Source organism: Herbaspirillum sp. BH-1 (genome assembly GCF_002870055.1).
GTDB classification, from domain to species: domain Bacteria; phylum Pseudomonadota; class Gammaproteobacteria; order Burkholderiales; family Burkholderiaceae_D; genus Herbaspirillum; species Herbaspirillum frisingense.
Map to the genome: position 1 here is coordinate 158,039 of NZ_PKOI01000001.1, position 25,340 is coordinate 183,378.

The window sequence follows — 25,340 nt, forward strand, 5'->3', positions numbered from 1 at the left end:
AGCCGGGTGCGCCCGGCAGTCTCTTCAAAAGGAAGATACGATGCACAAGGAAGTGGAAACCTACCAGCGCCAGGGCTTCGGCCAGACGCTGGAAATGAAACCGCCGTTCGGTCTGCTGATCGTCGATTTCGTCAACAGCTTCGCCGACCCGGCCCAGTTCGGCGGCGGCAACATCGGCCCGGCCATCGAACGCACGCGCAGCCTGCTGGCTCATGCGCGCCAGCATGGCTGGCCGGTGGCGCACAGCCGCATCGTGTTCGCCGACGATGATGCCGACCGCAACATCTTTGGCATGAAGGTGCCGGGCATGGTGACCCTGAAGGAAGATCTGCCGGGCAGCGCCATCGTGCCGGAACTGACCCCGGCCGCCGGTGAGCTGGTGGTGCGCAAGACCGTGCCGTCGGCCTTCTTCGGTACCTCGCTGGCACCGTGGCTGACCCAGCACGGCGTGCAGACCCTGCTGGTGGCAGGTGCCGTGACCAGTGGTTGCGTGCGCGCCAGCGTGGTCGATGCCATGTCCTGGGGGTTCCGCCCGCTGGTGGTGTCCGATTGCGTGGGTGACCGCGCCATCGGCCCGCATGAGGCCAACCTGTTCGACATGGCGCAGAAGTACGCGGCCGTGATGCCGCTGGACGACGCCCTGAAGGTGGTCGCCCAGCCTTGATGCCCGGACGGCAGTGGCGGTCCGGGTCGTGATGAATCTGATGTGCACCATGGTTTGAGATGCAAGCAACCAATCCTCCCGGCCAACCATCCGGTCAGACGCCCCGCGAGGCGCGCCGTCAACTGCTGGAGCGCGGCGACGCGCTGCTGGTGACCCGCGCCCCGCAACCCGGTGCCAAGCCCGCGCCCGGCCAGCCCGGCGCGGCTTCGTCCTATGTGCAGCCGCTGCCGGACGTGTTCGTGGCCCTGCTGGCCGAGGGCCGGGTGCTGGCCTTCAACGGTCACGTCGATCTCGGCACCGGCATCCGCACTTCACTGGCGCAGATCGTGGCCGAGGAATTGAGCGTGGACATGGACTGCGTCACCATGATCCTCGGTCACACCGAGGAAGCCCCCAACCAGGGGCCCACCATTGCCAGTGCCACCATCCAGATTTCCGCCGTGCCGCTGCGCAAGGCCGCAGCCCAGGCGCGCGAGCACCTGTTGGCCATGGCGGCCGCGCAGTGGGGTATTCCTGTCGCGCGCCTGCGCATCGAAGCGGGGCGCATTACGGATGCCGACCAGCCGCAGCGCAGTACCAGCTATTTCACCCTGTTGGCCGGGCAGAAGATCGTGCTCACCCTCGACCCCGGCGACGTACCGTTGAAGCCGGCCAGCCAGTACACGCTGGTGGGCCGCAGTTCGCAGCGCGTCGATATTCCCGCCAAGGTGCGTGCCGAGCCGGTCTATGTGCACGACGTGCGTGTGCCGGGCATGCTGCATGGGCGCGTGGTGCGCCCGCCGCATCCGGGGCGCGATGGTGGTGACTTCATCGGCAACAGCCTGCTGTCGGTGGACCGGGATTCCGTGGCCCATATCCCCGGGCTGGTGGCGGTGGTGGTGCAGGGCGATTTCGTCGGCGTGGTGGCCGAGCGCGAGGAACAGGCGCAGCGTGCCATGCGCGAATTGAAGCTGCGCTGGAAGGACATCCCGCCGCTACCCGCCATGGACGACCTGGAGACCCGCCTGCGCGACCTGCCGGCCAAGCGCCGCGAACTGCTGCGCCAGGGCGATCTGGATGCCGCCATGGGCAGCGCTGCCCAGCGCATCGAGCGCACCTATGTCTGGCCCTACCAGATGCATGCCTCCATCGGCCCCTCCTGCGCGGTGGCCGATTATCGCGAAGAAGGCCTGACCGTCTGGTCCGGCACGCAGAATCCGCATGTCATGCGCATCGACCTTGCGCGCCTGTGCGAGCTCGATGAAGGAAAGATCGAAGTGATCCGGCTGGAAGCCGCCGGCTGCTACGGCCGCAACTGTGCCGATGACGTGGTGGCCGATGCTGCCCTGTTGTCACGCGCCGTGGGACGCCCGGTGCGCGTGCAGCTCACCCGCGAGCAGGAACATGCCTGGGAGCCCAAGGGCGCGGCGCAACTGATGCAGGTGCGTGGCGCCATCGATGAAGCGGGCCGGCTGTCGGCCTATGGCTTCCAGACCCGTTATCCCTCCAACGATGCGCCGGTGCTGGCGCTGCTGCTGACCGGCAAGATCGCCCCCGAGCCCCGCGTGCTGGAGATGGGTGATCGTACCGCCGTGCCACCCTATGCCTACCCGCACCTGCAGATCGATTGCGACGACGTCGCACCCATCGTGCGTGCCGGCTGGTTGCGCGGAGTCTCGGCCATGCCGAACTCCTTTGCCCATGAAGTCTTCATCGATGAACTGGCCGAGCTGGCCCGGGAGGATCGTCTGGCCTATCGCCTGGCGCACCTGCCCGACGAGCGTGCCAGCGCGCTGCTGCAGGCCGTGGCGGAGAAGGCCGGCTGGGTGGCCGGTGCCAGCGGTTCGCGTGGCACGCCGGAGGCCGACGGCAAGCTGCGCGGACGCGGCATCGCCTATGCGCGCTATGTCCACAGCAAGTTCCCCGGGTTCGGTGCGGCCTGGTCTGCCTGGGTCATCGATATCGAAGTCGATCCCGCCGATGGCGCGCTGAAGGTGACGTCGCTGGTGGTGGGGCAGGATACCGGCATGATGGTCAATCCCGATGGCGTGCGCCACCAGATGCACGGCAACATCCTGCAATCGCTGAGCCGGGTCTTGAAGGAGCGCGTCAGTTTCGGCCCGCAGGGGACCACCAGCCTGGAGTGGGGCGCCTATCCCATCCTGCATTTCACGGAAGTGCCGCCCATCGAGATCGTGCTGATGCAGCGCCAGGACCAGCCCCCCATGGGGGCGGGCGAATCGGCCTCGGTGCCGAGTGCGGCGGCGCTGTCCAATGCGCTCTTCGATGCCACCGGGCGTCGCTTCCGCCAACCGCCCTTCAACGCGGAATGCATCCTGGCGGGGCTGCGCGAGCCCTTGCCGGCGCCATGAGCAATTGAGTAGCCTGGCGGCCTTATTCGTCGATCATCTTGCGCAGCAGGAACACCAGTGCCACGCGCTCGGCCGGATTGAGATTGCCATAGGTGGCCTCGGTGATCTGGGCGGCGAAGGGGACGGTATCGGCCACCAGCGCGGTGGCGTTCTTGCTGAGCGACACCAGGACCTTGCGGCGGTCGGCCTCGTCATGGGACAACTCGATCAGGTCGCGCGCCTTCAGGCGTTCGACGATGCCACGGATGGTGGCCTGGTCGATGGCGGTCACCTTGACGATGTCAGAGAGCGAGCAGGTCTGCAGGTCGCGGATCGCGCACAGCGTCACGAACTGCGCGGCCGTCAGTTGCGAATCCGGGATATGTTGCTGGAAAATGGCGGCGTGGCGCTGGTAGGCGCGGCGCAGCAGGTGCCCGATCTGGTCGGAGAAATGATAGTCGGCGGTGGCGGGCTTCTTGGTCATTGGCGCAAGGGATGGGTGGCTTGGCATGCCTTGTTCGCCGGCGGCGAGCAGGGGGCAGCTGCTGATTCTAATGTCCTGCCTGCCGCCTGTATAGGCAAGCGTCGCTGCGGCCTTGCCTGCCACGGATGCCTTGGCGCGCTTGCGGGGCGCCGATTTGAGAGTTGTCGTGCTTGTCATCGGAGAGAGTTGAACAATGTTGATCGATTTCGCAGGGCTCAAGCCCGTCGAAGCTTATGAATGGATGTCGGCGCTGATCGTGCCCCGTCCTATCGCCTGGGTTTCCACGCTGGACGGGCAGGGGCGGGCCAACCTGGCGCCGTTCAGCTTCTTCCAGATGATCACCGGCAAGCCGCCGACCCTGCTGATCTGCCCGCTGCTGCAGCGGGGTGGCAAGCTCAAGGACACCGTCAACAACATCAGTGCCAGCGGCGAGTTCGTGGTCAATCTGGCCGGACCGGCGCAGGCCCAGGTCCTCAATGCGACGTCCTTTCCCTTCGAGGCCGGCGTCAGCGAATTCGAGGCCTGCGGCCTGCAGGCCGCGCCCAGCCGGCTGGTGCAGCCGCCCCGCGTCGAGGGTGCGGTGGCCAGCTTCGAGTGCAAGCTGGCGATGATGGAGCCCTATCCGCGCCATGAGCCATCCTGCCACCTGATCTTCGGTCAGGTGCTGGCCGCGCACGTGGATGACCAGTTGCTGGATGCCGATGGCAAGCTAGATCCGGGCCAGGTCGATCTGCTCTTCCGCATGGGCGGCGAATGGTATGGCCGCAGCCGTACCGAATCCAACTTCACCTTGCCGCGTCCACGCTGATTCCCTCCCTCGACCAGGGCGGTGCGGCCACGGCTGCATCCACTGCTGGCGATGTCACCTTCCTGCTTCGCCGGTCTGCCGACCGCGCTTCCTCCATTTCCCATGTCGCCATTTGCGTTGCCGTCGACGCGATGTCGTGGTGCACAACGCACTCTGCTTGTGCAGTTTTCCGGTTTCGCATTAATATGGTGTACACATTATAAATAAGAAATGCAAAGACGGTTTTCGGGGCGCCGCGGAGACAAGCTGCAAAACCCCGTCTGTAGCGCGTTAATCCAATAGTAAAGCAGTAAATACCTGAGCTTCTTGAGCTGGGTCAAGGCTGGCCTGTATTTTGCTAACACTCAAAATATAGAGCGCATACGTCATAAAAAAGAAGTGATCGGCGAGGCTTTTCAGTGCCGTTGTACGGCCTCGCCAATGCCGCAGCCACTGCGTGCAGGACAACACCAGACAAGCGCCGAAGACAGTTTCAGACAGAAGCCCGGATCACCGGGCCAGGCAGGAAAGCAGCACCTGCAGTAACTGCATCACCAGCAACACCTCCAACACTTCAACAAAAGGGAAAACAACATGAAAAAAGCATGGGCACTCGCGGCCGGCAGTCTGTTCTGCGCGAGCGGCGCGATGGCGCAATCCAACGTCACCATCTATGGCGTGGTCGATACCTACCTGGGCTACACCAATGCGAGCGGTCGCGGTTCGGTGGTGTCGCTGGACAGCGGTGGCTACCAGGCCAGCCGCCTGGGCTTCAAGGGGACCGAAGACCTGGGTGGCGGCCTGCGCGCCAACTTCCAGATGGAAAACGGCTTCGCCTCCGACACTGGTGGCATGCACGACAGCACCCGCCTGTTCAACCGCCAGTCCTGGGTCGGCCTGGCCAATAACCTGGGTGAGCTGCGCCTGGGTCGGCAGAACTCGCCGGGCTTCCTGATGATTGCGCGCCTGGATGCCTTTGCCGGTGCGACCTATGCCTCCTTCCTGAACAATGTCTCGGCCTACACGCCGCGCTACGACAACGTGATCGGCTATATCTCGCCGGTGATGCGCGGCTTCAAGCTGCAGGCCTACTACGGCCTGGGCGAGCAGACCACGCCCAAGAACGGCCTGTCCACCTATATGCTGGCCGGCGAGTACGAAAGCGGTCCGTTCTACCTGGGCCTGAGCCATTCCACCCAGAACAGCGCCAACGACAACATCGCCATCCGCTCCACCTTCGCCGGGGGTGCCTATGACTATGGCAACGGCAAGATCTTCCTGGGCTACTACCGTGGCAACAACCTCGGTGCGGCTGCCACCACCAATGTGCGCGGCAGCTACTACGGCGCGTACTCGATCTCGGCCAACTATCGCCTGAGCGCGCAGGCCACCATCGGGGCCGGCTACGGCTGGGCCAAGGACAGCACCGGCGCTGGCCGCGATGCTCGTCAGATCAGCCTGATCGGCACCTATGACCTGTCCAAGCGCACCATGCTCTACACCACCTATGCCCATCTGACCAACAGCAACGGTGCCACCTTCTCGCTGGCCGGTGCCGCGCCGATCACCAAGAACGTGCCGGCCAGTGGCGGCACGGTGAACGGCATACAGTTCGGTATCCGTCACCTGTTCTGATGCGCTGCCGGAAGGTGCGCGGGCTCCACCCGGCGCGCCTTCCTTCCCCTGCCGTTGCTTGCACCTGCGGGTGCAGAAAGGAAAGATCGTGAACGTCTCCCTCCATCTCAAGCATCTAAAGCATCTCGTTGTCGCCGCACTGGGCCTGACGGCCGCTGCCGGCGCACTGGCCCAATCCACCATCAAGATTGGCGAAGTCAACAGCTACAAGGCCCAACCGGCCTTCCTCGAACCGTACCGCCGTGGCTGGGAACTGGCCCAGGAAGAAATCAATGCCGCCGGCGGCCTGCTGGGCAAGAAGGTGGAAATCATCTCCCGCGATGACAACGGCAACCCTGGTGACTCGGTGCGGGTGGCCGAGGAACTGGTGACCCGCGAACAGGTGTCGCTGCTGTTCGGCGGCTTCCTCTCCAACACCGGCCTGGCACTGACCGACTATGCCAAGCAGCGCAAGATCTTCTTCCTGGCGGCTGAACCGCTGACCGACAAGATCGTCTGGCAGAACGGCAACCAGTACACCTATCGCCTGCGTCCCTCCACCTACATGCTGGTGGCCTCGCTGGTCAATGAGGCGGCCAAGCTGAAGAAGAAGCGCTGGGCGCTGGTCTATCCCAACTACGAATACGGCCAGTCCGCCATCGCTACCTTCAAGAAACTGATGCAGGAGCGCCAGCCGGATATCGAATTCGTCGCCGAACAGGCGCCGCCCCTGGGTAAGATCGATGCCGGTTCGGTCACTCAGGCGCTGGCCGATGCCAAGCCGGATGCGATCTTCAATGCGCTCTTCGGTGCCGACCTCGGCAAGTTCGTGCGCGAGGGCAATACCCGTGGCCTGTTCGAGGGACGCGAAGTGGTGTCGCTGCTGACCGGCGAGCCGGAATATCTCGATCCGCTGAAGAACGAGGCGCCGGTCAACTGGATCGTCACCGGCTACCCCTGGTATGCCATCGATACCCCCGAGCACAAGAAATTCGTCGACGCCTATCGCAAGAAATTCAATGACTACCCGCGCAACGGGTCCCTGGTCGGCTATGTGGCGCTGATGTCGATCGCCACCGGCATCAAGGCGGCTGGCTCGGTGGAGAGCGACAAGCTGGCGGCCGCCTTCTCGGGCCTGAAGGTCGCGACCCCGTCCGGCCCCATCGTCTATCGCAGCCAGGACCACCAGTCCACCCTGGGCGCCCACGTGGGACGTACGGCACTCAAGGATGGTCGCGGCATCATGGTCAACTTCAGCTACGTCGATGGCGCTTCGGTGCAATTGCCGGATGCCGAAGTCAAGAAACTGCGTGCGGCCAACTAAGCTGGTACACGCCTTGCAGCGGTCCTGCGCAGCCCCGTGCTGCGCAGGACCGTGGTCACAGGGGATAAAGCATGACTCTCTCTAGCCTGATCGTGCAGATGATCAACGGGCTGGCCGACGCTTCCACCATGTTCCTGGTGGCGGCCGGTCTGTCGCTGATCTTCGGTGTCACGCGCATCGTCAACTTCGCCCACGGCTCGTTCTACATGGTGGGCATCTATGTGGTGTACACGCTGGTGTCCTTGATTGGCGCCAGCGGCCTCGGTTTCTGGAGCGCGGTACTGCTTTCGGCGATGGCCGTGGCGGTGCTGGGCGCCCTGGTGGAAATCCTCATCCTGCGCCGCATCTACCGTGCCCCGGAGCTATTCCAGCTGCTCGCCACCTTTGCGCTGGTGCTGGTGTTCAAGGATGCCGCGCTCTACCTGTGGGGGCCGGAAGACCTGTTCGGCCCGCGCGCGCCCGGCCTGGGTGGCGCGGTGCAACTGCTGGGCCGGCGCATTCCGCAATACGACCTGGTGCTGATCGCCATCGGCCCGCTGGTGTTGGGCGTGCTGTGGCTGGTCCTGAACCGCACCCGCTGGGGGACCCTGATCCGCGCCGCCACCCAGGACCGCGAAATGGTCGGCGCCCTGGGCATCAACCAGTCCTGGCTGTTTACCGGCGTGTTCGCGCTGGGCTGCTTCCTGGCTGGCCTGGGCGGCGCCCTGCAGGGGCCGCGCATCCCCGCCAACCTGGCGCTGGACCTGGAGACCATCGGCAACGCCTTCGTGGTGGTGGTGGTCGGCGGCATGGGGTCGATCCCCGGTGCCTTCCTGGCGGCCCTGCTGATTGCCGAGATCAAGGCCCTGTGCGTGGCCATCGGCCAGGTGTCGGTGTTCGGGGTGGTGATCTCGCTGTCCAAGCTGACGCTGGTGGTGGAATTCCTGGTCATGGCAGTGATCCTGGTGGTCCGCCCCTGGGGCCTGATGGGCAAGCCCCAGGCCGCCGCTCGCAGCACCGGCCAGCCGGAAGCACCGCTGGCCCCGGCCGGCGCCGGTGTGCGCAAGCTGGCCTGGGCCGCCGTGGCACTGTTGCTGGCGGCGCCCTTGCTGTCGCACAGCTTCCCCTACCTGACGGTGCTGCTGGTGGAAATCTTCATCGCCGTGCTGTTTGCGGCCAGCCTGCACTTCATCATGGGGCCGGGCGGCATGCATTCCTTTGGTCACGCGGCCTATTTCGGGCTGGGTGCCTATGCGGCGGCGATGCTGGTGGTCAAGCTGCACTGGCCGATGGAACTGGCGCTGGTGGTCGGTCCGCTGGTGGCCGGGCTGGGCGCGCTGCTGTTCGGCTGGTTCAGCGTGCGCCTGTCGGGCGTGTACCTGGCCATGCTGACCCTGGCCTTCGCACAGATCGTCTGGGCCATCATCTATCAATGGGATGAGGTCACCGGCGGCAGCAACGGGCTGGTCGGCGTCTGGCCGTCAGCCTGGCTGGCCTCGCCGCTGGCCTATTACTACCTGGCGCTGGGCTGCGCGGTGGCCGGCCTGCTGCTGTTGCGCCGTGTGCTGTTCGCGCCCTTCGGCTATGCCATGCGCGCCGCCCGTGATTCGGTGCTGCGTTCGGACGCCATCGGCATCGACGTCAAGCGCATGCAATGGCTGGCCTTTGCGCTGGCCGGCGTATTCTGCGGTGCGGCTGGGGTGCTGTTCGCCTTCTCCAAGGGCAGCATCTCGCCGGAAGCCATCAGCGTGAGCCGGTCGGTCGATGGTCTGGTGATGGTCATGCTGGGCGGCCTGCAGACCTTGCTGGGACCGGTGGTGGGCGCGTCGCTCTTCACCTGGCTGCAGGATGTGATCGCTCGCGAGACCGATTACTGGCGCGCCATTCTCGGGCTGGTGATCCTGGCGCTGGTGCTGCTGTTCCCGGCGGGCATCGCCGGCTATTTCCAGCGCTTCGTCGGTGGCCCGGCACGTCTGGGGCGCCAGGGGAGCAAGGGGAGCGGTGGAGCCCCGGAACTGAAAGCCGGTATCGGCAAGGAGGCGGCATGAGCCTGCTGACAGTAGACAACATCAGTAAATCCTTCGGCGGCAACAAGGCCGTCAATGGCGTCTCTTTCGACCTGCCGCCGGGCCAGTTGCTGGCACTGCTGGGGCCGAATGGCGCCGGCAAATCGACCTGCTTCAACATCCTCAACGGCCAGTACCGGCCCGAGACCGGCAGCATCCGCTTCGACGGCCACGATATCGCCGGCATGAAGCCACGTGACATCTGGCGGCTCGGTGTCGGGCGCACCTTCCAGATCTCGGCCACCTTCAGTTCCATGACCGTGCTGGAAAACGTGCAGATGGCGCTGATGTCGCGCCAGCGCAAGCTGTTCGGTCTGTGGCGGCCGGCGGGCTCCTACTTTGCCGATGAGGCCATGGCCCTGCTGGAGCAGGTCGGCATGGCCGCGCAGGCGCAGCGCCCCTGCGGCGTGCTGGCCTATGGCGACGTCAAGCGGGTGGAGCTGGCCATCGCCCTGGCCAACCGGCCGCGCCTGTTGCTGATGGACGAGCCCACGGCCGGCATGGCGCCCAAGGAGCGCAATGAACTGATGGCCCTGACCAAGCGCCTGGTGCTGGAAAAGAACATGTCGGTGCTCTTCACCGAGCACAGCATGGATGTGGTGTTTGCTTTTGCCGACCGCATGATCGTGCTGGCGCGCGGGCAACTGATCGCCGAGGGCGATGGAGAGACCATCCGCAATCATCCCAAGGTGCAGGAAGTCTATTTCGGCAGCGGCAAGACATTCGAGAAGGAAGGAAGCCCATCGTGAGCGCCACCGTATCCCCCAAGACCGATCCGCTGCTCAAGGTCAGCGGACTGAACGCCTTCTATGGGCGCGCCCACATCCTGTTCGACGTCGCCCTGGAAGTGGGGCGCGGCGAAGTGGTCGCCCTGATGGGGCGCAACGGTGCCGGCAAGTCCACCACCATGAAGGCGGTGATGGGCCTGCTGGACCGGGCCGAGGGCGAAGTCAGTTTTCGCGGCAAGGACATCAGCCGCGCCCGTCCCTATGAGATCGCCCGCGACGGCATGGGCTTCGTGCCCGAAGACCGACGCGTCTTTTCCGACCTGTCGGTGATGGAAAACCTGGAGGTGGGCCGCCAGCCGGCGCGGGAAGGCGCCGTCCAGTGGACGCCGGAAAAGCTGTTCCAGCTCTTCCCCAACCTGGGTGAAATGCCGGACCGCCCGGGCGGCCAGATGAGCGGTGGCGAGCAGCAGATGCTGACCGTCTCGCGCACGCTCATGGGCAACCCCTACCTGGTGCTGCTGGACGAGCCCTCGGAAGGGGTGGCACCGGTCATCGTCGAACAGATGGCCAACATGATCATGACCCTGAAGCGCGAAGGCATGGCCATCCTGTTGTCGGAGCAGAACCTGCACTTCGCCGAGCTGGTCAGCGACCGTGCCTACGTGCTGGAGAACGGTCATATCCGTTACCAGGGCAGCATGGCGCAACTGGCGGCCGATGAAGAGGTGCGACGGGCTTACCTGTCGGTGTAGCAGGGCGTCTGGCGTGGGAGGAGGTGGCGTCGGGATCGCTGTAGCTTGATCGCCATTTCCTCTCTCGCCTGGTTTGTTGCGCTGCATAAGGGTGGCGTGCTTCTCCGGTTGCGGTGCTCCCGGCCACCAAGCCGGTCCATGGCGGCAGCGCCGCCTCGCCCGAACGGCAGGGTGGAGCTGCCGGCCGACGCGGCCGGGTCTGGGCGCTGCCTGCCGCCTGCGGCCTGCCCGGGGCCGGAAAAGGCCTTGCCTGTTTGTGTAATAAATGATGTGTACGCTTTAAATCAAGCGGCCCGGCAGATCCGCTTCAATTCTCTTCCACCCCCCCGGAATTCCGCACCAAACTGGCATTTATCGCCCTGTTATTGGTCATGTTTCGCACTGCAATGCAGCACGAAAAATCTCTTCGATAAACCTCTATTCTTTTAAAAATAGAGTGTGTACACTGTATTTCATTCGGCGTATCAGGATCGTTTCCGTCGTCGCTTTTATCCCGGCTTCAACCCAGCTTCCTACCTATTTCGCAAGGAGATCAGAGTGTCCAATTCCCCACGTATCGCCGTCGTCGGCGCAGGCCTGGGCGGTGCCGCTACGGCGGCGCTGCTGCTGCAGGAAGGTTTCAATGTGCGCGTCTATGAGCAGGCGCCCGGTTTCTCCCGCCTGGGAGCTGGCATCCACGTCGGCCCCAATGTGATGAAGGTGCTGCGTCGCATCGGCATCGAGGATGAGATGAACCGCCAGGGTTCGCGTCCCGACTTCTGGTACAGCCGCCACTGGGAGACCGGCGACGTGCTGGCGCAGATTCCGCTGGGCGACTACGCCGTCAAGCACTATGGCGCCTCCTACCTGACGGTGCATCGTGGCGATTTCCATGAACTGCTGATCAAGGCCTTGCCCAGCGATCGCGTGAGCTTCGACAAGTGCCTGACCAAGGTCGAGGATCGCGGCAACGTGGTCATCCTCAGCTTTGCCGACGGCACCACCGAAGAAGCCGACATCGTCATCGGCGCCGATGGCGTCAACTCCCGCATCCGCGAAGAACTGCTGGGCGTGGAACCGCCCAAGTACGCCGGTTACCTGGCGCACCGCGCCGTGTTCCCCACCCCCGAGGTCAAGGCCGGCATGCTGCCCTTCGATGCCTGCGTGAAGTGGTGGAGCGATGACCGTCACATGATGACCTACTTCGTCACCAGCAAGGCCGACGAGCTCTACTACGTGACCGGTGTGCCGGTCGAGAAATGGGACCTGAACGACCGCTGGCTGCCTTCCAGCAAGGAAGAGATGCGCGAGACCTTCCGTGGCTGGCACCCGACCGTGCAGGCGCTGGTGGATGCCACCGTGGAAGTGACCAAGTGGTCGCTGCTGGAGCGCGACCCGCTGCCGCTGTGGAGCCGTGGCCGCCTGGTGCTGCTGGGCGATGCCTGCCACCCGATGAAGCCGCACATGGCGCAGGGCGCGGCCATGGCCATCGAGGATGGCGCCATGCTGGCACGCTGCTTCAAGGAAGTCGGCGTGAGCAACTACGCCGACGCCTTCGCCCTCTACGAAGCCAATCGCGCTACCCGCGCCAGCAAGGTCCAGCGCATCTCGCACGAGAACACCTGGCTGCGTACCAACGAAGACCCGTCCTGGTGCTTCGGCTACGATGTCTTCACCGAGCCGCTGGTCTCACCGAGCAAGGCCGCAGCCTGAGCGGTTTCGCCTGAATCACCGCCGGGCCGGCTTCGTGGGAAAGCGAAGATGGCCCGGCTCTTGCATCATTCATGTCACCGGTGAACAGCGCCGGTGAGGAAGCCAGGCAGCCGGCAAGACCGGTTGCCGGTTCGATCATTTGAGGAGAGTTGCATGTCCACGCTACCCGCGACAGTGGAAAAGGGGCTACAGGCCGCCGGGGTCGGTAAGTTCCAGTACCGCTTGTTCGTCATCTTCGGCCTGGTCTGGCTGGCCGATGCGATGCAGGTGTTGTCCATCGGTTTTTCGGCGCCGACCATCGCCAAGACCTTCGGCCTGACGGTGCCGCAGGCGCTGCAGAGCGGCACCATGTTCTTCGTGGGCATGCTGCTGGGCGCCTTCGTCTTCGGTCGCCTGGCCGACCGCATCGGCCGTCGTCCGGTGCTCATGTGCGCGGTGGTGATCGATGCCTGTTTCGGCGTGGCCTCGGCCTTCGCTCCTGACTTCACCTGGTTGCTGGCACTGCGCCTGCTGACCGGTATCGGCGTGGGTGGCACGCTGCCGGTGGACTACACCATGATGGCCGAATTCCTGCCCAGCGCCCGTCGCGGTCGCTGGCTGGTGATGCTGGAATCGTTCTGGGCCATCGGCACCATCTGCCTGGCAGTGCTGGCACTGGTAGCGGTGAGCTGGGGCAACGATGCCTGGCGCGTGATCTTCTTCGTCACCGGCCTGCCGGCGCTGGTGGGCGTGGTGCTGCGCTTCTACGTGCCGGAGTCGCCCATGTACCTCAACCGCAGCGGCAAGTCCGACGCCGCCCGCAAGGTACTGGAGCGGGTCGCCAAGGTCAACGGCAGCAGCACCCCGATTCCGCCGCTGCAGCCGGAAGTGGTGGAGCGCAAGCCCATGAGCGCGCTGTTCTCGGCCGCCCTGCGGCGCCGCAGCCTGTCGCTGTACCTGGCCTGGGGGCTGATCTCGATTGCCTACTATGGCGTGTTTGTCTACCTGCCGGTCAAGCTGGGTTCGGAGGGCTTCGGCTTCATGCGTGGCCAGATCTTCCTGATCTTCCTGGCGCTGGTGCAGTTGCCTGGCTATGCGCTGTCGGCCTACGGGGTCGAGCGCTGGGGCCGCAAGCCCACCCTGGTCGGTTTCCTGTTGTTGTCGGCGGTGGGGTGCATGCTCTACAGCCTGGGCAGCGATCCCAAGCTGGTGGTCGGTTCCACGCTGTTGCTGAGCTTCTCCCTGCTGGGCACCTGGGCCGCGCTGTATGCCTTCACGCCCGAGGTGTACCCGACCGACCTGCGCGCCAGCGGCATGGGCACGGCCGGCGCCGTGGCCCGCTTCGGCGGCCTGTTCGCCCCGGCCATCATCGCCCCGGTCATGGCCAGCCACTTCACGCTGTCGCTGGTGATGCTGTCGGCCTTCCTGGTCGCCGGTGCCGTTGCGATCCTGTGCGTGGATGTGGAGTCGCGCAATCGGGCGCTGGAATGAGTCTGTAGCATCGCCGGAGCCTGTTGCTTCGAGGGAGCCACCGCTGCGTGCGGTGGCTTTTTTTTCACTGGAATAGCCACTTTCAGCAAATGTTGAAATGGGCCTTTTGAATGAAAAGCGCAGCGAAGATCTTTGCTATTTCGAATGGTCGCGCATGCGCTCCAGGTCTTCCCGCGTATCGATATCGGCAAAGATCCCCTGATCCATCACCTCGATCTCCGTCACCAGATGCGCTTCCAGCAGGCCCCGTGCGCCTCGGTCGCCCTGCAGGGCCAGTAGCGCCGGCAGATGCGCTGAACCGAAGCCCACCGGGTTGCCGCGTCGACCTTGCGTCACGGGTGCCACGATGGACGCACCGGTGACCAACGCGTCGCACAGCCGCGCCACGGTGGCAGGTCGTACCCGGGGCATGTCGGCCAGCGCGATCAGCCAGCCTGATGCCTGCGTGCTGTGTTGCAGCCCGTGGCGCAGCGATGCGCTCATTTCTCGGGGATCGCCCGGGGGCAGCATGCAGACCGTGCAGCCCATCTCGCGCAGGGCATCGGCCAACACGCCCGGCCCCTGTACCACGGCGACCACCGGCATGACTTCCAGCAGCGCCGCTGCGCTGGCGGTGGCGACCATGCCGGGGCGGCCGTCGTGATGGACGAAGGGCTGCAGCAGCTTTTCCTCGCGGTCGTTGAAACGGCTGCCACGGCCGGCGGCCAGCAGTACGGCGATGGGGGAGCTTGATGGAATCATGCCGGCAGGGCCTTGGGAAATCGGATGGAGCCGCTATTGTGCCCAGGTTTGTCCTGCCGTTGCTGCAGTGATGCAGAAGCTGCCGGGGGAGGGGGAATTTACGTGATCCGAATGACAAGCTTGCCACGGGCCGGTCCTATGCCTTTCATGCTGGCCGCCACTTTGCGTCAGATCGTTGCCGTATCGGCATGGCAGGATTCTTAATTTTGATATGGTCGGCAACGCAGTGCGCTCCTAGAATCGGTTGCATGTCAGTAACGCAGGTACCGTACAGGGACGGTGTTGCGAAGTCGGCATCAGGGGGCAAGCCGGCTGGGATGGGGCGCAGCGAGGGTCCATCATCCGGGGCGCCGAGAACAACGCGCAGGGATGGAAACAAGAATGATCAAGAACAAACGTATCGGCTCACGCCTGGGTGCAGGCTTTGCCGTGGTGCTGGTATTTTCGATGCTGGTGGCGGCGGTGGGCATCTGGCGCCTGAAGACCGTGGCCCAGCAGACCCAACAGATGATGGACGTGCCGCTGCGCACCGAACGCCTGGTGTCGCAATGGAATACCTTGCTGCTGATCGCCATCCAGCGCACCACTACCGTCGTCAAGAGCCGCGATCCTGAACTCGAGGCCTTCCTCGCCAAGGAGGCGGCCGCGTCCAGCAAGGAATCGGCGCAGACCCTGAAGGACGTCGAAGCACTCCTGACCAGTGACGATGAAAAGAAGCTGTTCGCCGCCATCAATGTCGCCCGCAAGCAGTTCCTGACGGTGCGCGATGAAATCTACGCGGCCAAGAAGCAGGGTGATGCCGCCAAGGTGGAGCAGCTCTATCAGCAGCAGTACATGGGCATTGCCACCGGAACCCAGAACGCCATGCGGGCCTTGCTCGACTTCGAACGCGCCCGCATCGACGACATTTCCGCGCAGATCCAGCAGGATGCGGCCAGCAGCCAATGGCAGATCGCCGTGCTGGAAGGGGTGATCCTGCTGTGCGGCGTGGCTTTCGCGGTGCTGCTCACGCGCAGCATCACCCGACCTGTACATGCGGCGCTGGCGATCTCGCAGCGCGTGGCGGCCGGCGACCTGACTTCGCGCGCCGTGAGCGTGGGACAAGACGAACTGGGGCAACTGGTGGCCTCGCTGCAGGGCATGAGCGAGCGCCTGCACGGTGTGGTGTCCACGGTGCGCCACGGGGCCGACAGCATTGCGATCGCCTCCGGTGAAATCGCCAACGGCAACCTCGACCTATCGGCCCGTACCGAGGAACAGGCCGGTGCACTGGAAGAGACCGCCGCCTCCATCGAACAGCTGACCTCCAGCGTGCGTACCAATTCCGAGAACGCCGGCCAGGCCGACAATCTGGTGCGTTCGGCAGCATCGATCGCCGGTCAGGGCGGGGTGGTGATGGACGAACTGATCGCCACCATGGGCAACATCAACGAATCCTCGCGCAAGATCGTGGACATCATCGGTGTGATCGATGGCATCGCCTTCCAGACCAATATCCTGGCCTTGAATGCTGCTGTGGAAGCGGCTCGCGCCGGCGAGCAGGGACGCGGTTTCGCGGTGGTGGCCTCGGAAGTGCGCGCCCTGGCGCAACGTTCGGCCTCGGCGGCCAAGGAAATCAAGCAACTCATCGATGATTCGGTGGAGAAGGTCGGTGCCGGTAGCCAGCTGGTGGAGAAAGCCGGCAAGACCATGCAGGAAGTGGTGGACAGCGTGCGCGGCACGCACGCGCTGGTGGGCGAGATCAGCACCGCCAGCCGCGAACAGGCCGAAGGCATCCACCAGGTCAACCAGGCAGTGGGCCAGATGGATGGCGTGACCCAGCAGAATGCGGCGCTGGTGGAACAGGCCGCGGCCGCAGCCAAGTCGCTGGAAGACCAGGCGGCGCAATTGAAACGCGCGGTGGCCTTCTTCGCCCTGCAGGCGGCCTGACAAAAGATGGTCATCGCTGGCGGGTTCACGCCAGCGGTGAGTCTTTTACGCGGTAGTTCAGATCAATTTCAGATCATTCAGGGAGGCTCAGGCCGCCTTGAGAAATTCCGGCCCGAAATCCATCAGTACGTCGCGCACCAGCGTGGCAGTGCTCTGACAGCCCAGCTTGTCCTTGACGCTGGCGCGATGCACGTCCACCGTCTTGACACTGATGTTGAGGTCGCGCGCGATGAGCTTGCTGGATTGGCCCATGATGACCTTCTCCAGAATCTCGCGCTCACGCACGGTCAGGGTCTTCAGGCGCGCCTTCAGTTGCTGGCGGCGACCACGGGCCTGCATGTTGCCGGCCACGTTCTTCAGGGTGACCTGGATGCGTTCGAGCATCTGCTGGGAGTTGTAGGGCTTTTCCAGGAAATCGACGGCGCCATTGTGCAAGGCGCGCACCGACATGGGAATGTCGCCATGTCCGGATACGAAGATCACGGGAATGTCGGCACCGATTTCCTTCAGCCGATCCTGCAGCTGGAAGCCGCTGATCTCCGGCATGCGCACATCCAGGATCAGGCAGGACAGGCTATTGGCGTCGTAGGCCTTGAGAAAGGCTTCCGGACCATCGAAGCATTCGGTACGGATATTGACCGAGCTCAGCAGCCAGGCCAGCGACGTGCGAACGGCTTCGTCATCATCAACGATGTAGACCACCGGCGGGTTGGTTTCCATCATTACTCCTCGTCTCGTCAAAATGGTGCCGGCTTGCACCGGCGCTATTTCCGACCCTCTCGATTTCTTGCTGGGCTGGTCGGCACAAATCAAAACAGCACGCTTTGACTTATGCAAAAAACAGGCCTGAAATTCTTGGGATCAGCGACACTTTAACACCCCCTCCAGGGTGGCGATCTAGGTATTTTTACCTAGATGCTTAGCCGCAATCCCCTGTGGCGCGGGCATGTGGCACGAATTGTGTGCAACCGGGGCATGTCTTAACCTGCTGTCATAGAGCGCCGTGCATCATCGGCGTGCAAACCAGGGAGTTTCCATGAGCGCCAATGCTGTCCAACAAGAACCTTCGACCCCACCCACGTCCGCACCGACGGCCGCGACCCGTCCCGCGCTTGCGCCGGAGCAACTGGAATTCCGCAATGCCATGGCCCATCTGCCGGCAGCGGTGTCCATCATCACCACCGATGGCGAGGGCGGCCGTTGCGGCATCACTGCCAGCGCGGTCTGCTCGGTCACCGACACGCCACCGACCATCCTGGTCTGCATCAACCGCGGCAGTGCCATGCATGAGGTGTTCAGGAAGAACGGCCGGCTGTGCGTGAACGTGCTCTCGGATGAGCTGGAACAACTGGCCATGCATTTCTCGGGCGCCACCAAGGTGCCGATGGAGGAGCGCTTCGCCTGGGACATCTGGGAAGAGCAGGGTGAACTGGGGCAGCCGGTGCTGGCCGATGCGCTGGTGAAGCTGCAGGGCCGCATCCGCGAGTTCAAGGAGGTTGGCACCCACTCGGTGATGTTCGTCGAGCTGGCCGAGGTCAAGGTCAATGAAAAGAAGGACAGCCTGATCTATTTCAACCGGCTGTTCCACAAGGTCAAGCGCACGGCCTTGTAGGCCCGTCTTTTTGTCCCCGCCCACGAAATGATGCCGTCCGTGTTTGCACCGGACGGCATTTGTCTTTTCGGGGACCATGAAAAAAACCGTTCGGACTGAGTAGCCGCGTAGCGGCGTATCGAAGGCACGACTACCTCTGCGTCTTCGATACGCGGCGCTGCCGCTACTCAGTCCGAACGGGTGGAGGTGGTGTTAGGGCCTGTTCACAGCCCTAGTCCCGTCTCAAAGGTCGAGCACCGGCATTCCCGATTTGGCGCGTGAGACGCAGGTACATATCTGGTCGTTGGTAGCATTCTCTTCGGCATTCGTTTCTCCGGAAACCATAAGAAAACCGTTCGGACTGAGTAGCCGCGTAGCGGCGTATCGAAGGCGCGGCTACCTCTGCGTCTTCGATACGCGGCGCTGCCGCTACTCAGTCCGAACGGGTGGAGGTGGTGTTAGTCCCGTCTCAAAGGTCGAGCACCAGCATTCCCGATTTGGCGCGTGAGACGCAGGTACAGATCTGGTCATTGGCCGCCTTCTCCTTCTTGGAGAGGCAATTGTCGCGGTGATCCGGTTCGCCCTCCAGCAGCGGCACCACGCACGTCCCGCAGATGCCTTCGCGGCAGGAGGTATCGATGCTGATGCCTTCGCGCGCCAGGATGTCGACGATGGGGATGCCCACCGGAATCTGCACCACCTTGCCCGAGCTGGCCAGCTTCACCTCGAAGGCGCCATCGCCACCGGCAGCCGAGGCCGTGCCGGAGACCGGCGCGGCTACCGCCTGGAAGTGCTCCAGGTGGATCGCGTCGTCGCTGCGGCTGGCGGCGGCGCACTTGACCACCGCGTCCATGAAGGGTGCCGGGCCGCAGGTGTAGACGTGGGCTTGCGGGCTGCCGGCGTCCAGGCAGGCCTTGAGGTAGTGCTCCATCTGCGCCGGCATGACCGCGTAGTGGAAGCGCACGCGTGCCGCAAAGGGTGCTGTCTCCAGCAGATCGGCGAAGGCCGCATGCTCGCGGGCGCGCACGAAGTAGTGCAGGGTGAAGGGCTTTTGTTCTGCCCACAGGCGATAGGCCATCGCCAGCAGGGGGGTGACGCCGATGCCGGCGCCGAAGAGCAGGTGTTCGGGGGCGCCGGCATCCAGCGCGAAGAGGTTGCGCGGCGTACCCACTTCCAGTTCCATGCCCACTTGCACGGTATCGTGCAGGGCGGCCGAACCGCCCCGTGATGCCGGCTCGCGCTTGACGGCGATGGTGTAGCCGCACTGGTCTTCCAGGGGGCCGCACAGCGAGTATTGGCGCATGATCCCGGTCGGCCCGGTGATGTCGATGTGGGCCCCCGGCTCGTAGGACGGCAGCGGGGCGCCATCGGCACGCACCAGGCGGAAGGAACGGATATCACCGGTTTCATCGGTGAGACGGTCAACGATCAGTTTCATGTTTCAGTGCCAATACTCGGTTACCTGGAGACGATGTGCAATATGCGATATGCGATGCCTGCCCGGACTTACAGCAGGAAGCCCAGGGCGTTCAGGCTGTCCATCGAGTTGATCAGGCGGATCACCTTCTGCTCGATCTTCGGTCCCTGGGGCGTGAAGCGCAGCCGGTGCGTGACGTTGGCCACGAACAGGGTGTGCTGCTGGCGCTTGTAGCCCACCAGCACCTGGGCCGAGGTGATTTCCACCAGCTCGTCCGAGAGGTGCACCGGCACGAAGCGCGAGACCGTGCGCACGGTGGCGGCCGCATCCACCGCCGACATCGCGTGGCCCGAGGTCAGGCGCTCGATGCGGATCTTGCGCATGTGGGCATTGTCGTAGGCGTAGTTCAGCGTGGCCGCGAAATCGGTGGTCTCCTGGTCGATCGGCACCACGTAGTAGCCGTCGTCGGTCCACAGGGTCTGCCAGGTGGCGTAGTCCTTGCGGTCCAGCAGTTCGGCCTCTTTCCAGATGAAGGCGATGGCCCGGGCCATTTGCGCGGGGATGCCTTGCAGGTTGTCTTGTTGGCTCATGTTGATCACTTCTCCATCATCTTTTTCCACATGGCATAGGCTTCGCGCATGCCGGTTTCATCGGTCGAGTGCGACACCTTGTCGCCGTTGTCGTCCACCCATTCGCGGTTCAGGCCACGGTTGACCAGGATCGGTGCATTGCGACCGGCGTACGAGCCGCTCTGCACGCGCTCCCAGGCTTCGGCGTCGTCGGGGCTGCCGAAACCGAACGGGCCCTGGAAGTGTTCGTGGATGCGCAGGCGTTCGCGGTTGGCAATCTCGGGGCCGCCGTCCATGCCCAGGGCCACGTGGCGGATCTGGGTCTCGCCCACCGACACCGGATGCAGCACGCGGAAGAAGGACATCGACATCGCCACATTGGGGAACAGATTCAGGTTGAAGCCGGCGCCGTGCAGCGAACGCACGATGCGGCGCACCTGTTCCGGCGGCATGGTCCTGGACAGTTCCTCGACGACATGGGCGAAGCGCTCCTGCAGCTGTTCGCTGCCATCGTCGACATCCAGGTCCACGTGTTCCGGCACCATGATCATGACGCTGTGGCCATTGCCCAGCGAGCGGGTGATGGACTGATCGTCGGTCATGAAGGAGAGCATCTCGGAAGTCTCTTCATCCACCGAGGACAGGAAGGTCTTGTGCACCACCGGGAAGTGATAGCCGTCGGTGGTGTTTTCCAGCTGGATCTTCCAGTTGCCCTTGAAGCTGAACTTGTGCTCACCCTGCACCTTGATGGGGAAGCCGGCACCCTGCTTCATGAACAGGTCGATCCACTTCTTGGCATGGCCCAGGAAGTCCGACAGCGGTTCCACTTCCTGGTTGAAGGAGGCGAAGATCATGCCGTTGTAGCTGTCCACGCGCAGGCTCTGCAGCGGCAGGTCGGCCTTCTCGATGACGTCTTCATAGCCTTCCGGATAGGGCAGGCCGCGCAGCTTGCCGTCCAGGGCATAGGACCAGCTGTGATAGGGGCAGGTGAAGCCGGTGGCATTGCCCTTGTGCTTTTCGCAGACGGTGGCGCCGCGATGGCGGCAGCGGTTTTCCAGCACGTTGATCTTGCCGGTCTTGTCGCGCACCACGATCACCGGCTGGCGGCCGATCTGTGCGGTCTTGAAGTCGCCCGGGTTCTTGATCTCGCTTTCATGGCCGACCCAGATCCAGGTCTTGTAGAAGATCTTGTCCATCTCGGCTTCGAAGATGGCGGGGTCGGTATAGAGCGCCGGATCGACCATCGCATCCTGTACCAGATCGGCATGGGATGACTCGGTCTTGCGCGGGTGGAAGCGTAGTGGTGCGTTCATTGCGTTCTCCAGTGGCTTGCTTGCAGTCGTTGTCGGTGTTGATCGTCGCGGGCGCGGGTCTTGCTGCTCATGGTGTGTTCATGCGGTGACATGTCGTCGCAATACCTGTTCCAGGTGCAGGCCGAGGGCACAGATGCGTTCGTCCTCGCCCTTGCGGCCGACCAGTTGCAGGCCGGCCTTGAGCGGGCTGCCGGCAATCGGGACGGGAATCGTCAGTGCCGGATGGCCGGACAGGTTGAACGGGCGCACCAGCGAGGACAGCGTCAGCACCGAGGCACCTTGCGCAATGGCCTCCAGCGTCGGTGGCAGGGCCGGCAGGGTGGGCAGCAGCAGGGCGTCGGCATCGGCCAGGGCGGCGTCGACTTCGGTGCTGAAGGCGGCACGCACTTCTTCGGCATGGGCCACTGCGGCATCGCTGGTGGTGGCGGCGGCCGACAGGCGTTTCTCGATATCGGCCCCCAGTTTGCCGCGGCCCAGCAGGTGGCCGAAGGCGGCATGGGTCTCGCGGTTGATGAGGGTCATGCCGGCCTCGAAGGCGGCCTGCATATGCTGCGACGTCCAGGGTGTGCCGCGCCAGCCGCTGGCGGCAAAGGCGGCCTGCACGGCGGCGGCGATGTCGGCATCGGCCTGTACCGTCACCAGTCTCACGCGGGCATCGGCGGCCGGCGCCTGTGCCGCTTCACGGTCGAAGCCGGGGGCGATGCTGGCCATGGCGCTGATGATCAGGTCCATGCTGCGGGCAAATGGTCCCACGCAATCCAGGGTGCTGTGGACGGGATAGGCGCCGGCGCGGCTGACGCGGCCGAAGCTGGGTTTGAAACCGGTCACGCCGCAGCAGGCAGCGGGCAGGCGGATCGAGCCACCGGTGTCGCTACCGATGGACAGGTCCACCAGGCCGGCGCCGACCGCCGAGGCCGAACCGCTGGAAGAACCACCGGTCATGCGGGTCGCATCCTGCGGATTGACCGCTGTGCCGTTCCAGTCATTGATGCCGGTCATGCCATAGGCCAGCTCATGCATGTTGGCGCGGGCCGTGATCTGCCAGCCGTCGTCCAGCAGTCGCTGCACGACCTCGGCGTGGCGCGCCGCCGGCGGTGCGTCGGCCAGGGCGGCACTGCCGCCACAGGTGGGCTGGCCGGCGATGTCGATGCAATCCTTGATGGCGACCGTGGGGCCGCTGCCGCCCAGATGAAAGCGCGAGAGCAGGGCGTGGCCGGTGCCGGGTACGGTGCGCTCGCTCATCCCGCCGCTCCCAGGCAGGCAATGGCGGCCTGCTGCTGCAGGACCGCCAGGGCGGCATTGCCGGTGCGCTTGCGCAGGGGCTGGCATGCGGGCTGAGAAGCGGGCTGAGAAGCGGCTGGCTGAGGTGTCATGGTGCATCCATTCAAATGGTGCCGTGCAGGCTGACGATGGTCGTCGGGCGCTGGATGCAGGCGGTTTCCTTGGCTGATGCGATGCATTTTAAAAGTCGCCTTAAAATAGATCAAATTGATGTAAAATATTTTTCACATAAGTGGCATGGATATTTGTCGGTCGCCTGCCACTGCACGTTCATTCGCGTTTTTCTGCCCTCACGGGCTACACCGGAGACTGCCATGGCTACCTTCAACAACATGGACCTGAACCTGCTGCGGGTCTTCCAGGCCATCGCCGATGAGCGCAGCCTGACCCTGGCCGGCAATCGCCTGCACCTGTCGCAGCCGGCCGTGAGCTATGCGCTGGGGCGGCTGCGGCAGATCTTCGATGACCCGCTGTTCATCCGCACCAAGGAGGGCATGCAACCCACCCCGGCCGCGGTGGAACTGTCCAAGCCCATCAATCGCGCCCTGCAGGCGGTGCAGGATGCGCTGCGTTATACCGAGCGCTTCGATCCCGCCGCCAGCACCCGGGTGTTTCGCGCCTCCATGACCGACGTCGCCGAAATGATGTTCCTGCCGCAACTGTGCGAACTGTTGACGGCCCAGGCACCGCATACCCGGCTGCAGGTGGAGCAGGTGCCCCCGGCCCATCTGGAAGAGGCACTGCGTACCGGTCAGCTCGACTTCGCCTTCGGCAACCTGCCGGCCCTGAAGGCGGTGACCTGCCATGAACTGCTGTTCCGCGAAACCTATGTCTGCATGATGCGTCGGCGTGAAGGCCTGCCCGCACGCGATCATCTGGAGCTGGACGAATTCCTGGCGCTCTCGCACGTGCTGGTGGAGTCGGCCGAAAGCAGCCACCATCAGGTCGAGAATTCCTTCCGCACCCTGGGCGTGCAGCGCAAGATCAACCTGTCCATTCCGCACTTCACGGTGCTGCCGCGCATCCTCGGCAAATCCGATCTGGTGGCCACCGTGCCGGCGCGCATCGCCAAGCTGTTCCATAGCGAACATCCGGACGTCTTCCTCTCCTACGAACTGCCGGTGAAGCTGCCCACCGTGGACATCACCCTGCACTGGCACCAGGCCTTCGACGCCGATGCCGGCAACGGCTGGCTGCGCCAGATCGTCATCGACATGCTGCAGAGCTACGGCCGCAGCAGCTGAAGCTGCCGATACCGCGGATACCTCGGCATAACGCCGTAATGCAGAAGGCCCGCCAGAGCGACGGGCCGTTCTCTCCTGCGTGCGGGAGGACCGCCGGATGTCGGCAGCGGCCCTCCCTTCCTCAAGCCATCAATAGCGTGGCGTGACTCAGAAGCGATGACGCATGCCCAGTCGCACGCCGGTCTGGTTGCCGGTCGAGGACTGGATGCCGCCGCCGAAGACCGGATAGGCGTTGTAGCCCTTGTCGCGGTCATAGACAGCGCCCAGGTACAGGTCGGTACGCTTGGAGATCTTGTAGTCGACCGTGGCCACCAGCGCCTGGGCATTGCCCACGCCTTGGTTGCGTTTCTGGAACTGGTAGGCAGCCGCCAGGTCCCACAGCGCCGTCAATGCATAGACCGTACCCAGTTCATAGGTAGTGGCCTTGGCGTTGGTACCGGTGTTCTTGACCTGGGTGATCACGCCGAAGGGCGTGAAGGCGCCGATCTGGTAGCGCGCGCCGAGACCGTACATGCGAGTCGAGGCGGTGCCGGTGGCGTTCTTGATGTCGGTGTAGGCCAGGGCGCTGCTGAAGGGACCGTTGTCGTACTGGCCGGTGGCGCTCAGGGTGCGGTTGGCGGTGTTGTCGCCCGCCACTTCGCCGAAGCCGTACATGGCACCGAAGCTGAAGCCGCTGTACTTGGCGCTGTTGTACTTGATCGAGTTGTTGGTACGGTCACCGGCATAGATGTGGTTGTTCAATGCCGTGCCGTGCGCCGCATCGGCGTGCAGGCCCCAGCCGAAGGAACCGGCCGGCGACAGTGCGCCCATGGCGTACTGGCCGCCGAGGTTGGCCATGAAGTCGTATTGGCGACCCACGCTGACCGAGCCCCAGTCCTTGCTGCCCAGGCCGACGAAGGACTGGCGACCGAACAGCAGGCCGCCCTGGCCCAGGCTACCGTCATCGGCGCCGAAGCCGGTTTCCAGGGTGAAGAAGGCGTTGAGGCCACCACCCAGGTCTTCGGTCCCCTTGAAGCCGATGCGGCTGCCCTGGGCGATGCCGCTATCCATGCGCAGCAGCGAAGCGCCACCGCCGCCGGTCTTGACCGCGTTGGAGTAATAGGTCAGACCCAGATCGATCAGGCCGTAGATGGAGACGCTGCTCTGCGCATGCGCCATCCCCGTGCCGGCCGCGAGCATGGCGGCGACCAGTAGTTTCTTCTTCATGTGACAAGGCTCCCTGTGGTGTTGCTGTGTGATGTCGCGGTCTCGTCCCTGAACGAGGACCGGTGGAGTGCATGACATTTCGTCATGTGCCCCCATCATAGGAAGCGCTTTTGCGCGAGATCAAATTGATGCGCCGGATAGATGGAATAAGCCCGATTC

The 25,340-nt window shown here is 64.2% G+C and carries 22 protein-coding genes; 13 read left to right on the forward strand and 9 right to left on the reverse strand.

All coding sequences use genetic code 11. The features are described 5' to 3' along the window. Positions 1 to 40: 40 nt before the first annotated feature. Entirely contained in the window at positions 41 to 664 is a 624-nt protein-coding gene (locus HBH1_RS00770) for an isochorismatase family protein (protein ID WP_077237732.1), read from the forward strand. A 59-nt stretch (positions 665 to 723) separates the two neighbouring features. Beyond that, complete coding sequence (locus HBH1_RS00775; protein ID WP_102661209.1) at positions 724 to 3,015, forward strand: xanthine dehydrogenase family protein molybdopterin-binding subunit; 2,292 nt, start codon at positions 724 to 726, stop codon at positions 3,013 to 3,015. A gap of 22 nt (positions 3,016 to 3,037) precedes the next feature. On the opposite strand, the gene HBH1_RS00780 is transcribed toward HBH1_RS00775, so the two are convergent. Continuing rightward, positions 3,038 to 3,478 (reverse strand): MarR family winged helix-turn-helix transcriptional regulator, encoded by a 441-nt coding sequence (locus HBH1_RS00780; RefSeq protein WP_006465432.1) that lies wholly within the window; start codon positions 3,476 to 3,478, stop codon positions 3,038 to 3,040. Between the two features lie 193 nt (positions 3,479 to 3,671). Between HBH1_RS00780 and HBH1_RS00785 the strand changes: the two genes are divergently transcribed. The 8 genes from HBH1_RS00785 (at position 3,672) to HBH1_RS00820 (ending at position 13,890) form a co-directional block, all read left to right on the forward strand. Further along, a complete protein-coding gene (locus HBH1_RS00785; protein WP_102661210.1) occupies positions 3,672 to 4,286 on the forward strand; it encodes a flavin reductase family protein in 615 nt (204 codons plus the stop codon). Positions 4,287 to 4,859: 573 nt separating this feature from the next. Further along, positions 4,860 to 5,900: a porin gene (locus HBH1_RS00790; protein WP_102661211.1), complete on the forward strand. Its 1,041-nt coding sequence runs from the start codon at positions 4,860 to 4,862 to the stop codon at positions 5,898 to 5,900. Between the two features lie 139 nt (positions 5,901 to 6,039). Beyond that, positions 6,040 to 7,203, forward strand: a complete 1,164-nt coding sequence (locus HBH1_RS00795) for an ABC transporter substrate-binding protein (RefSeq protein ID WP_102661549.1) — start codon at positions 6,040 to 6,042, stop codon at positions 7,201 to 7,203. 71 nt (positions 7,204 to 7,274) lie between these two features. Further along, positions 7,275 to 9,230: an ABC transporter permease gene (locus HBH1_RS00800; RefSeq protein ID WP_102661212.1), complete on the forward strand. Its 1,956-nt coding sequence runs from the start codon at positions 7,275 to 7,277 to the stop codon at positions 9,228 to 9,230. After that, positions 9,227 to 9,997 (forward strand): ABC transporter ATP-binding protein, encoded by a 771-nt coding sequence (locus HBH1_RS00805; RefSeq protein ID WP_006465427.1) that lies wholly within the window; start codon positions 9,227 to 9,229, stop codon positions 9,995 to 9,997. Before HBH1_RS00800 ends, HBH1_RS00805 begins: the two co-directional genes overlap by 4 nt. Further along, positions 9,994 to 10,728: an ABC transporter ATP-binding protein gene (locus HBH1_RS00810; RefSeq protein WP_077237739.1), complete on the forward strand. Its 735-nt coding sequence runs from the start codon at positions 9,994 to 9,996 to the stop codon at positions 10,726 to 10,728. The genes HBH1_RS00805 and HBH1_RS00810 overlap by 4 nt, the downstream gene beginning before the upstream one ends. Positions 10,729 to 11,265: 537 nt before the next feature. Then, entirely contained in the window at positions 11,266 to 12,420 is a 1,155-nt protein-coding gene (locus HBH1_RS00815) for an FAD-dependent monooxygenase (RefSeq protein ID WP_006465425.1), read from the forward strand. A gap of 153 nt (positions 12,421 to 12,573) precedes the next feature. Further along, a complete protein-coding gene (locus HBH1_RS00820) occupies positions 12,574 to 13,890 on the forward strand; it encodes an MFS transporter (RefSeq protein ID WP_102661213.1) in 1,317 nt (438 codons plus the stop codon). Positions 13,891 to 14,025: 135 nt separating this feature from the next. Here HBH1_RS00820 and HBH1_RS00825 read toward each other — a convergent pair whose 3' ends face one another. Beyond that, positions 14,026 to 14,631, reverse strand: coding sequence for a nucleotidyltransferase family protein (locus HBH1_RS00825; RefSeq protein ID WP_102661214.1), 606 nt, complete (start codon positions 14,629 to 14,631; stop codon positions 14,026 to 14,028). A gap of 381 nt (positions 14,632 to 15,012) precedes the next feature. On the opposite strand from HBH1_RS00825, the gene HBH1_RS00830 reads away from it, so the two are divergent. Beyond that, entirely contained in the window at positions 15,013 to 16,560 is a 1,548-nt protein-coding gene (locus HBH1_RS00830; protein WP_077237744.1) for a methyl-accepting chemotaxis protein, read from the forward strand. 87 nt (positions 16,561 to 16,647) lie between these two features. On the opposite strand, the gene HBH1_RS00835 is transcribed toward HBH1_RS00830, so the two are convergent. Further along, a complete protein-coding gene (locus HBH1_RS00835; RefSeq protein WP_180670179.1) occupies positions 16,648 to 17,280 on the reverse strand; it encodes a response regulator transcription factor in 633 nt (210 codons plus the stop codon). Between the two features lie 316 nt (positions 17,281 to 17,596). On the opposite strand from HBH1_RS00835, the gene hpaC reads away from it, so the two are divergent. Beyond that, the gene (gene hpaC / locus HBH1_RS00840; protein WP_102661215.1) at positions 17,597 to 18,172 is read left to right on the forward strand and encodes a 4-hydroxyphenylacetate 3-monooxygenase, reductase component; all 576 of its coding nucleotides are present in this window, start codon (positions 17,597 to 17,599) and stop codon (positions 18,170 to 18,172) included. Between the two features lie 448 nt (positions 18,173 to 18,620). On the opposite strand, the gene HBH1_RS00845 is transcribed toward hpaC, so the two are convergent. From HBH1_RS00845 to HBH1_RS25540, 5 genes are all read right to left on the reverse strand, one after another. Continuing rightward, on the reverse strand, positions 18,621 to 19,589 hold the full coding sequence (locus tag HBH1_RS00845) for a PDR/VanB family oxidoreductase (protein WP_102661216.1): 969 nt from the start codon (positions 19,587 to 19,589) through the stop codon (positions 18,621 to 18,623). Between the two features lie 68 nt (positions 19,590 to 19,657). Next, positions 19,658 to 20,158, reverse strand: coding sequence for an aromatic-ring-hydroxylating dioxygenase subunit beta (locus tag HBH1_RS00850; protein WP_102661550.1), 501 nt, complete (start codon positions 20,156 to 20,158; stop codon positions 19,658 to 19,660). Positions 20,159 to 20,163: 5 nt separating this feature from the next. Continuing rightward, entirely contained in the window at positions 20,164 to 21,450 is a 1,287-nt protein-coding gene (locus HBH1_RS00855) for an aromatic ring-hydroxylating oxygenase subunit alpha (protein WP_102661217.1), read from the reverse strand. A gap of 78 nt (positions 21,451 to 21,528) precedes the next feature. Then, a complete protein-coding gene (locus tag HBH1_RS00860; protein ID WP_102661218.1) occupies positions 21,529 to 22,692 on the reverse strand; it encodes an amidase family protein in 1,164 nt (387 codons plus the stop codon). Next, complete coding sequence (locus tag HBH1_RS25540) at positions 22,689 to 22,823, reverse strand: hypothetical protein (protein ID WP_255411855.1); 135 nt, start codon at positions 22,821 to 22,823, stop codon at positions 22,689 to 22,691. Before HBH1_RS25540 ends, HBH1_RS00860 begins: the two co-directional genes overlap by 4 nt. A 222-nt stretch (positions 22,824 to 23,045) precedes the next feature. Between HBH1_RS25540 and HBH1_RS00865 the strand changes: the two genes are divergently transcribed. Further along, on the forward strand, positions 23,046 to 23,975 hold the full coding sequence (locus HBH1_RS00865) for a LysR family transcriptional regulator (RefSeq protein ID WP_006463247.1): 930 nt from the start codon (positions 23,046 to 23,048) through the stop codon (positions 23,973 to 23,975). A 147-nt stretch (positions 23,976 to 24,122) separates the two neighbouring features. Here HBH1_RS00865 and HBH1_RS00870 read toward each other — a convergent pair whose 3' ends face one another. Next, positions 24,123 to 25,181: a porin gene (locus tag HBH1_RS00870; RefSeq protein ID WP_102661219.1), complete on the reverse strand. Its 1,059-nt coding sequence runs from the start codon at positions 25,179 to 25,181 to the stop codon at positions 24,123 to 24,125. Positions 25,182 to 25,340 lie beyond the last annotated feature (159 nt).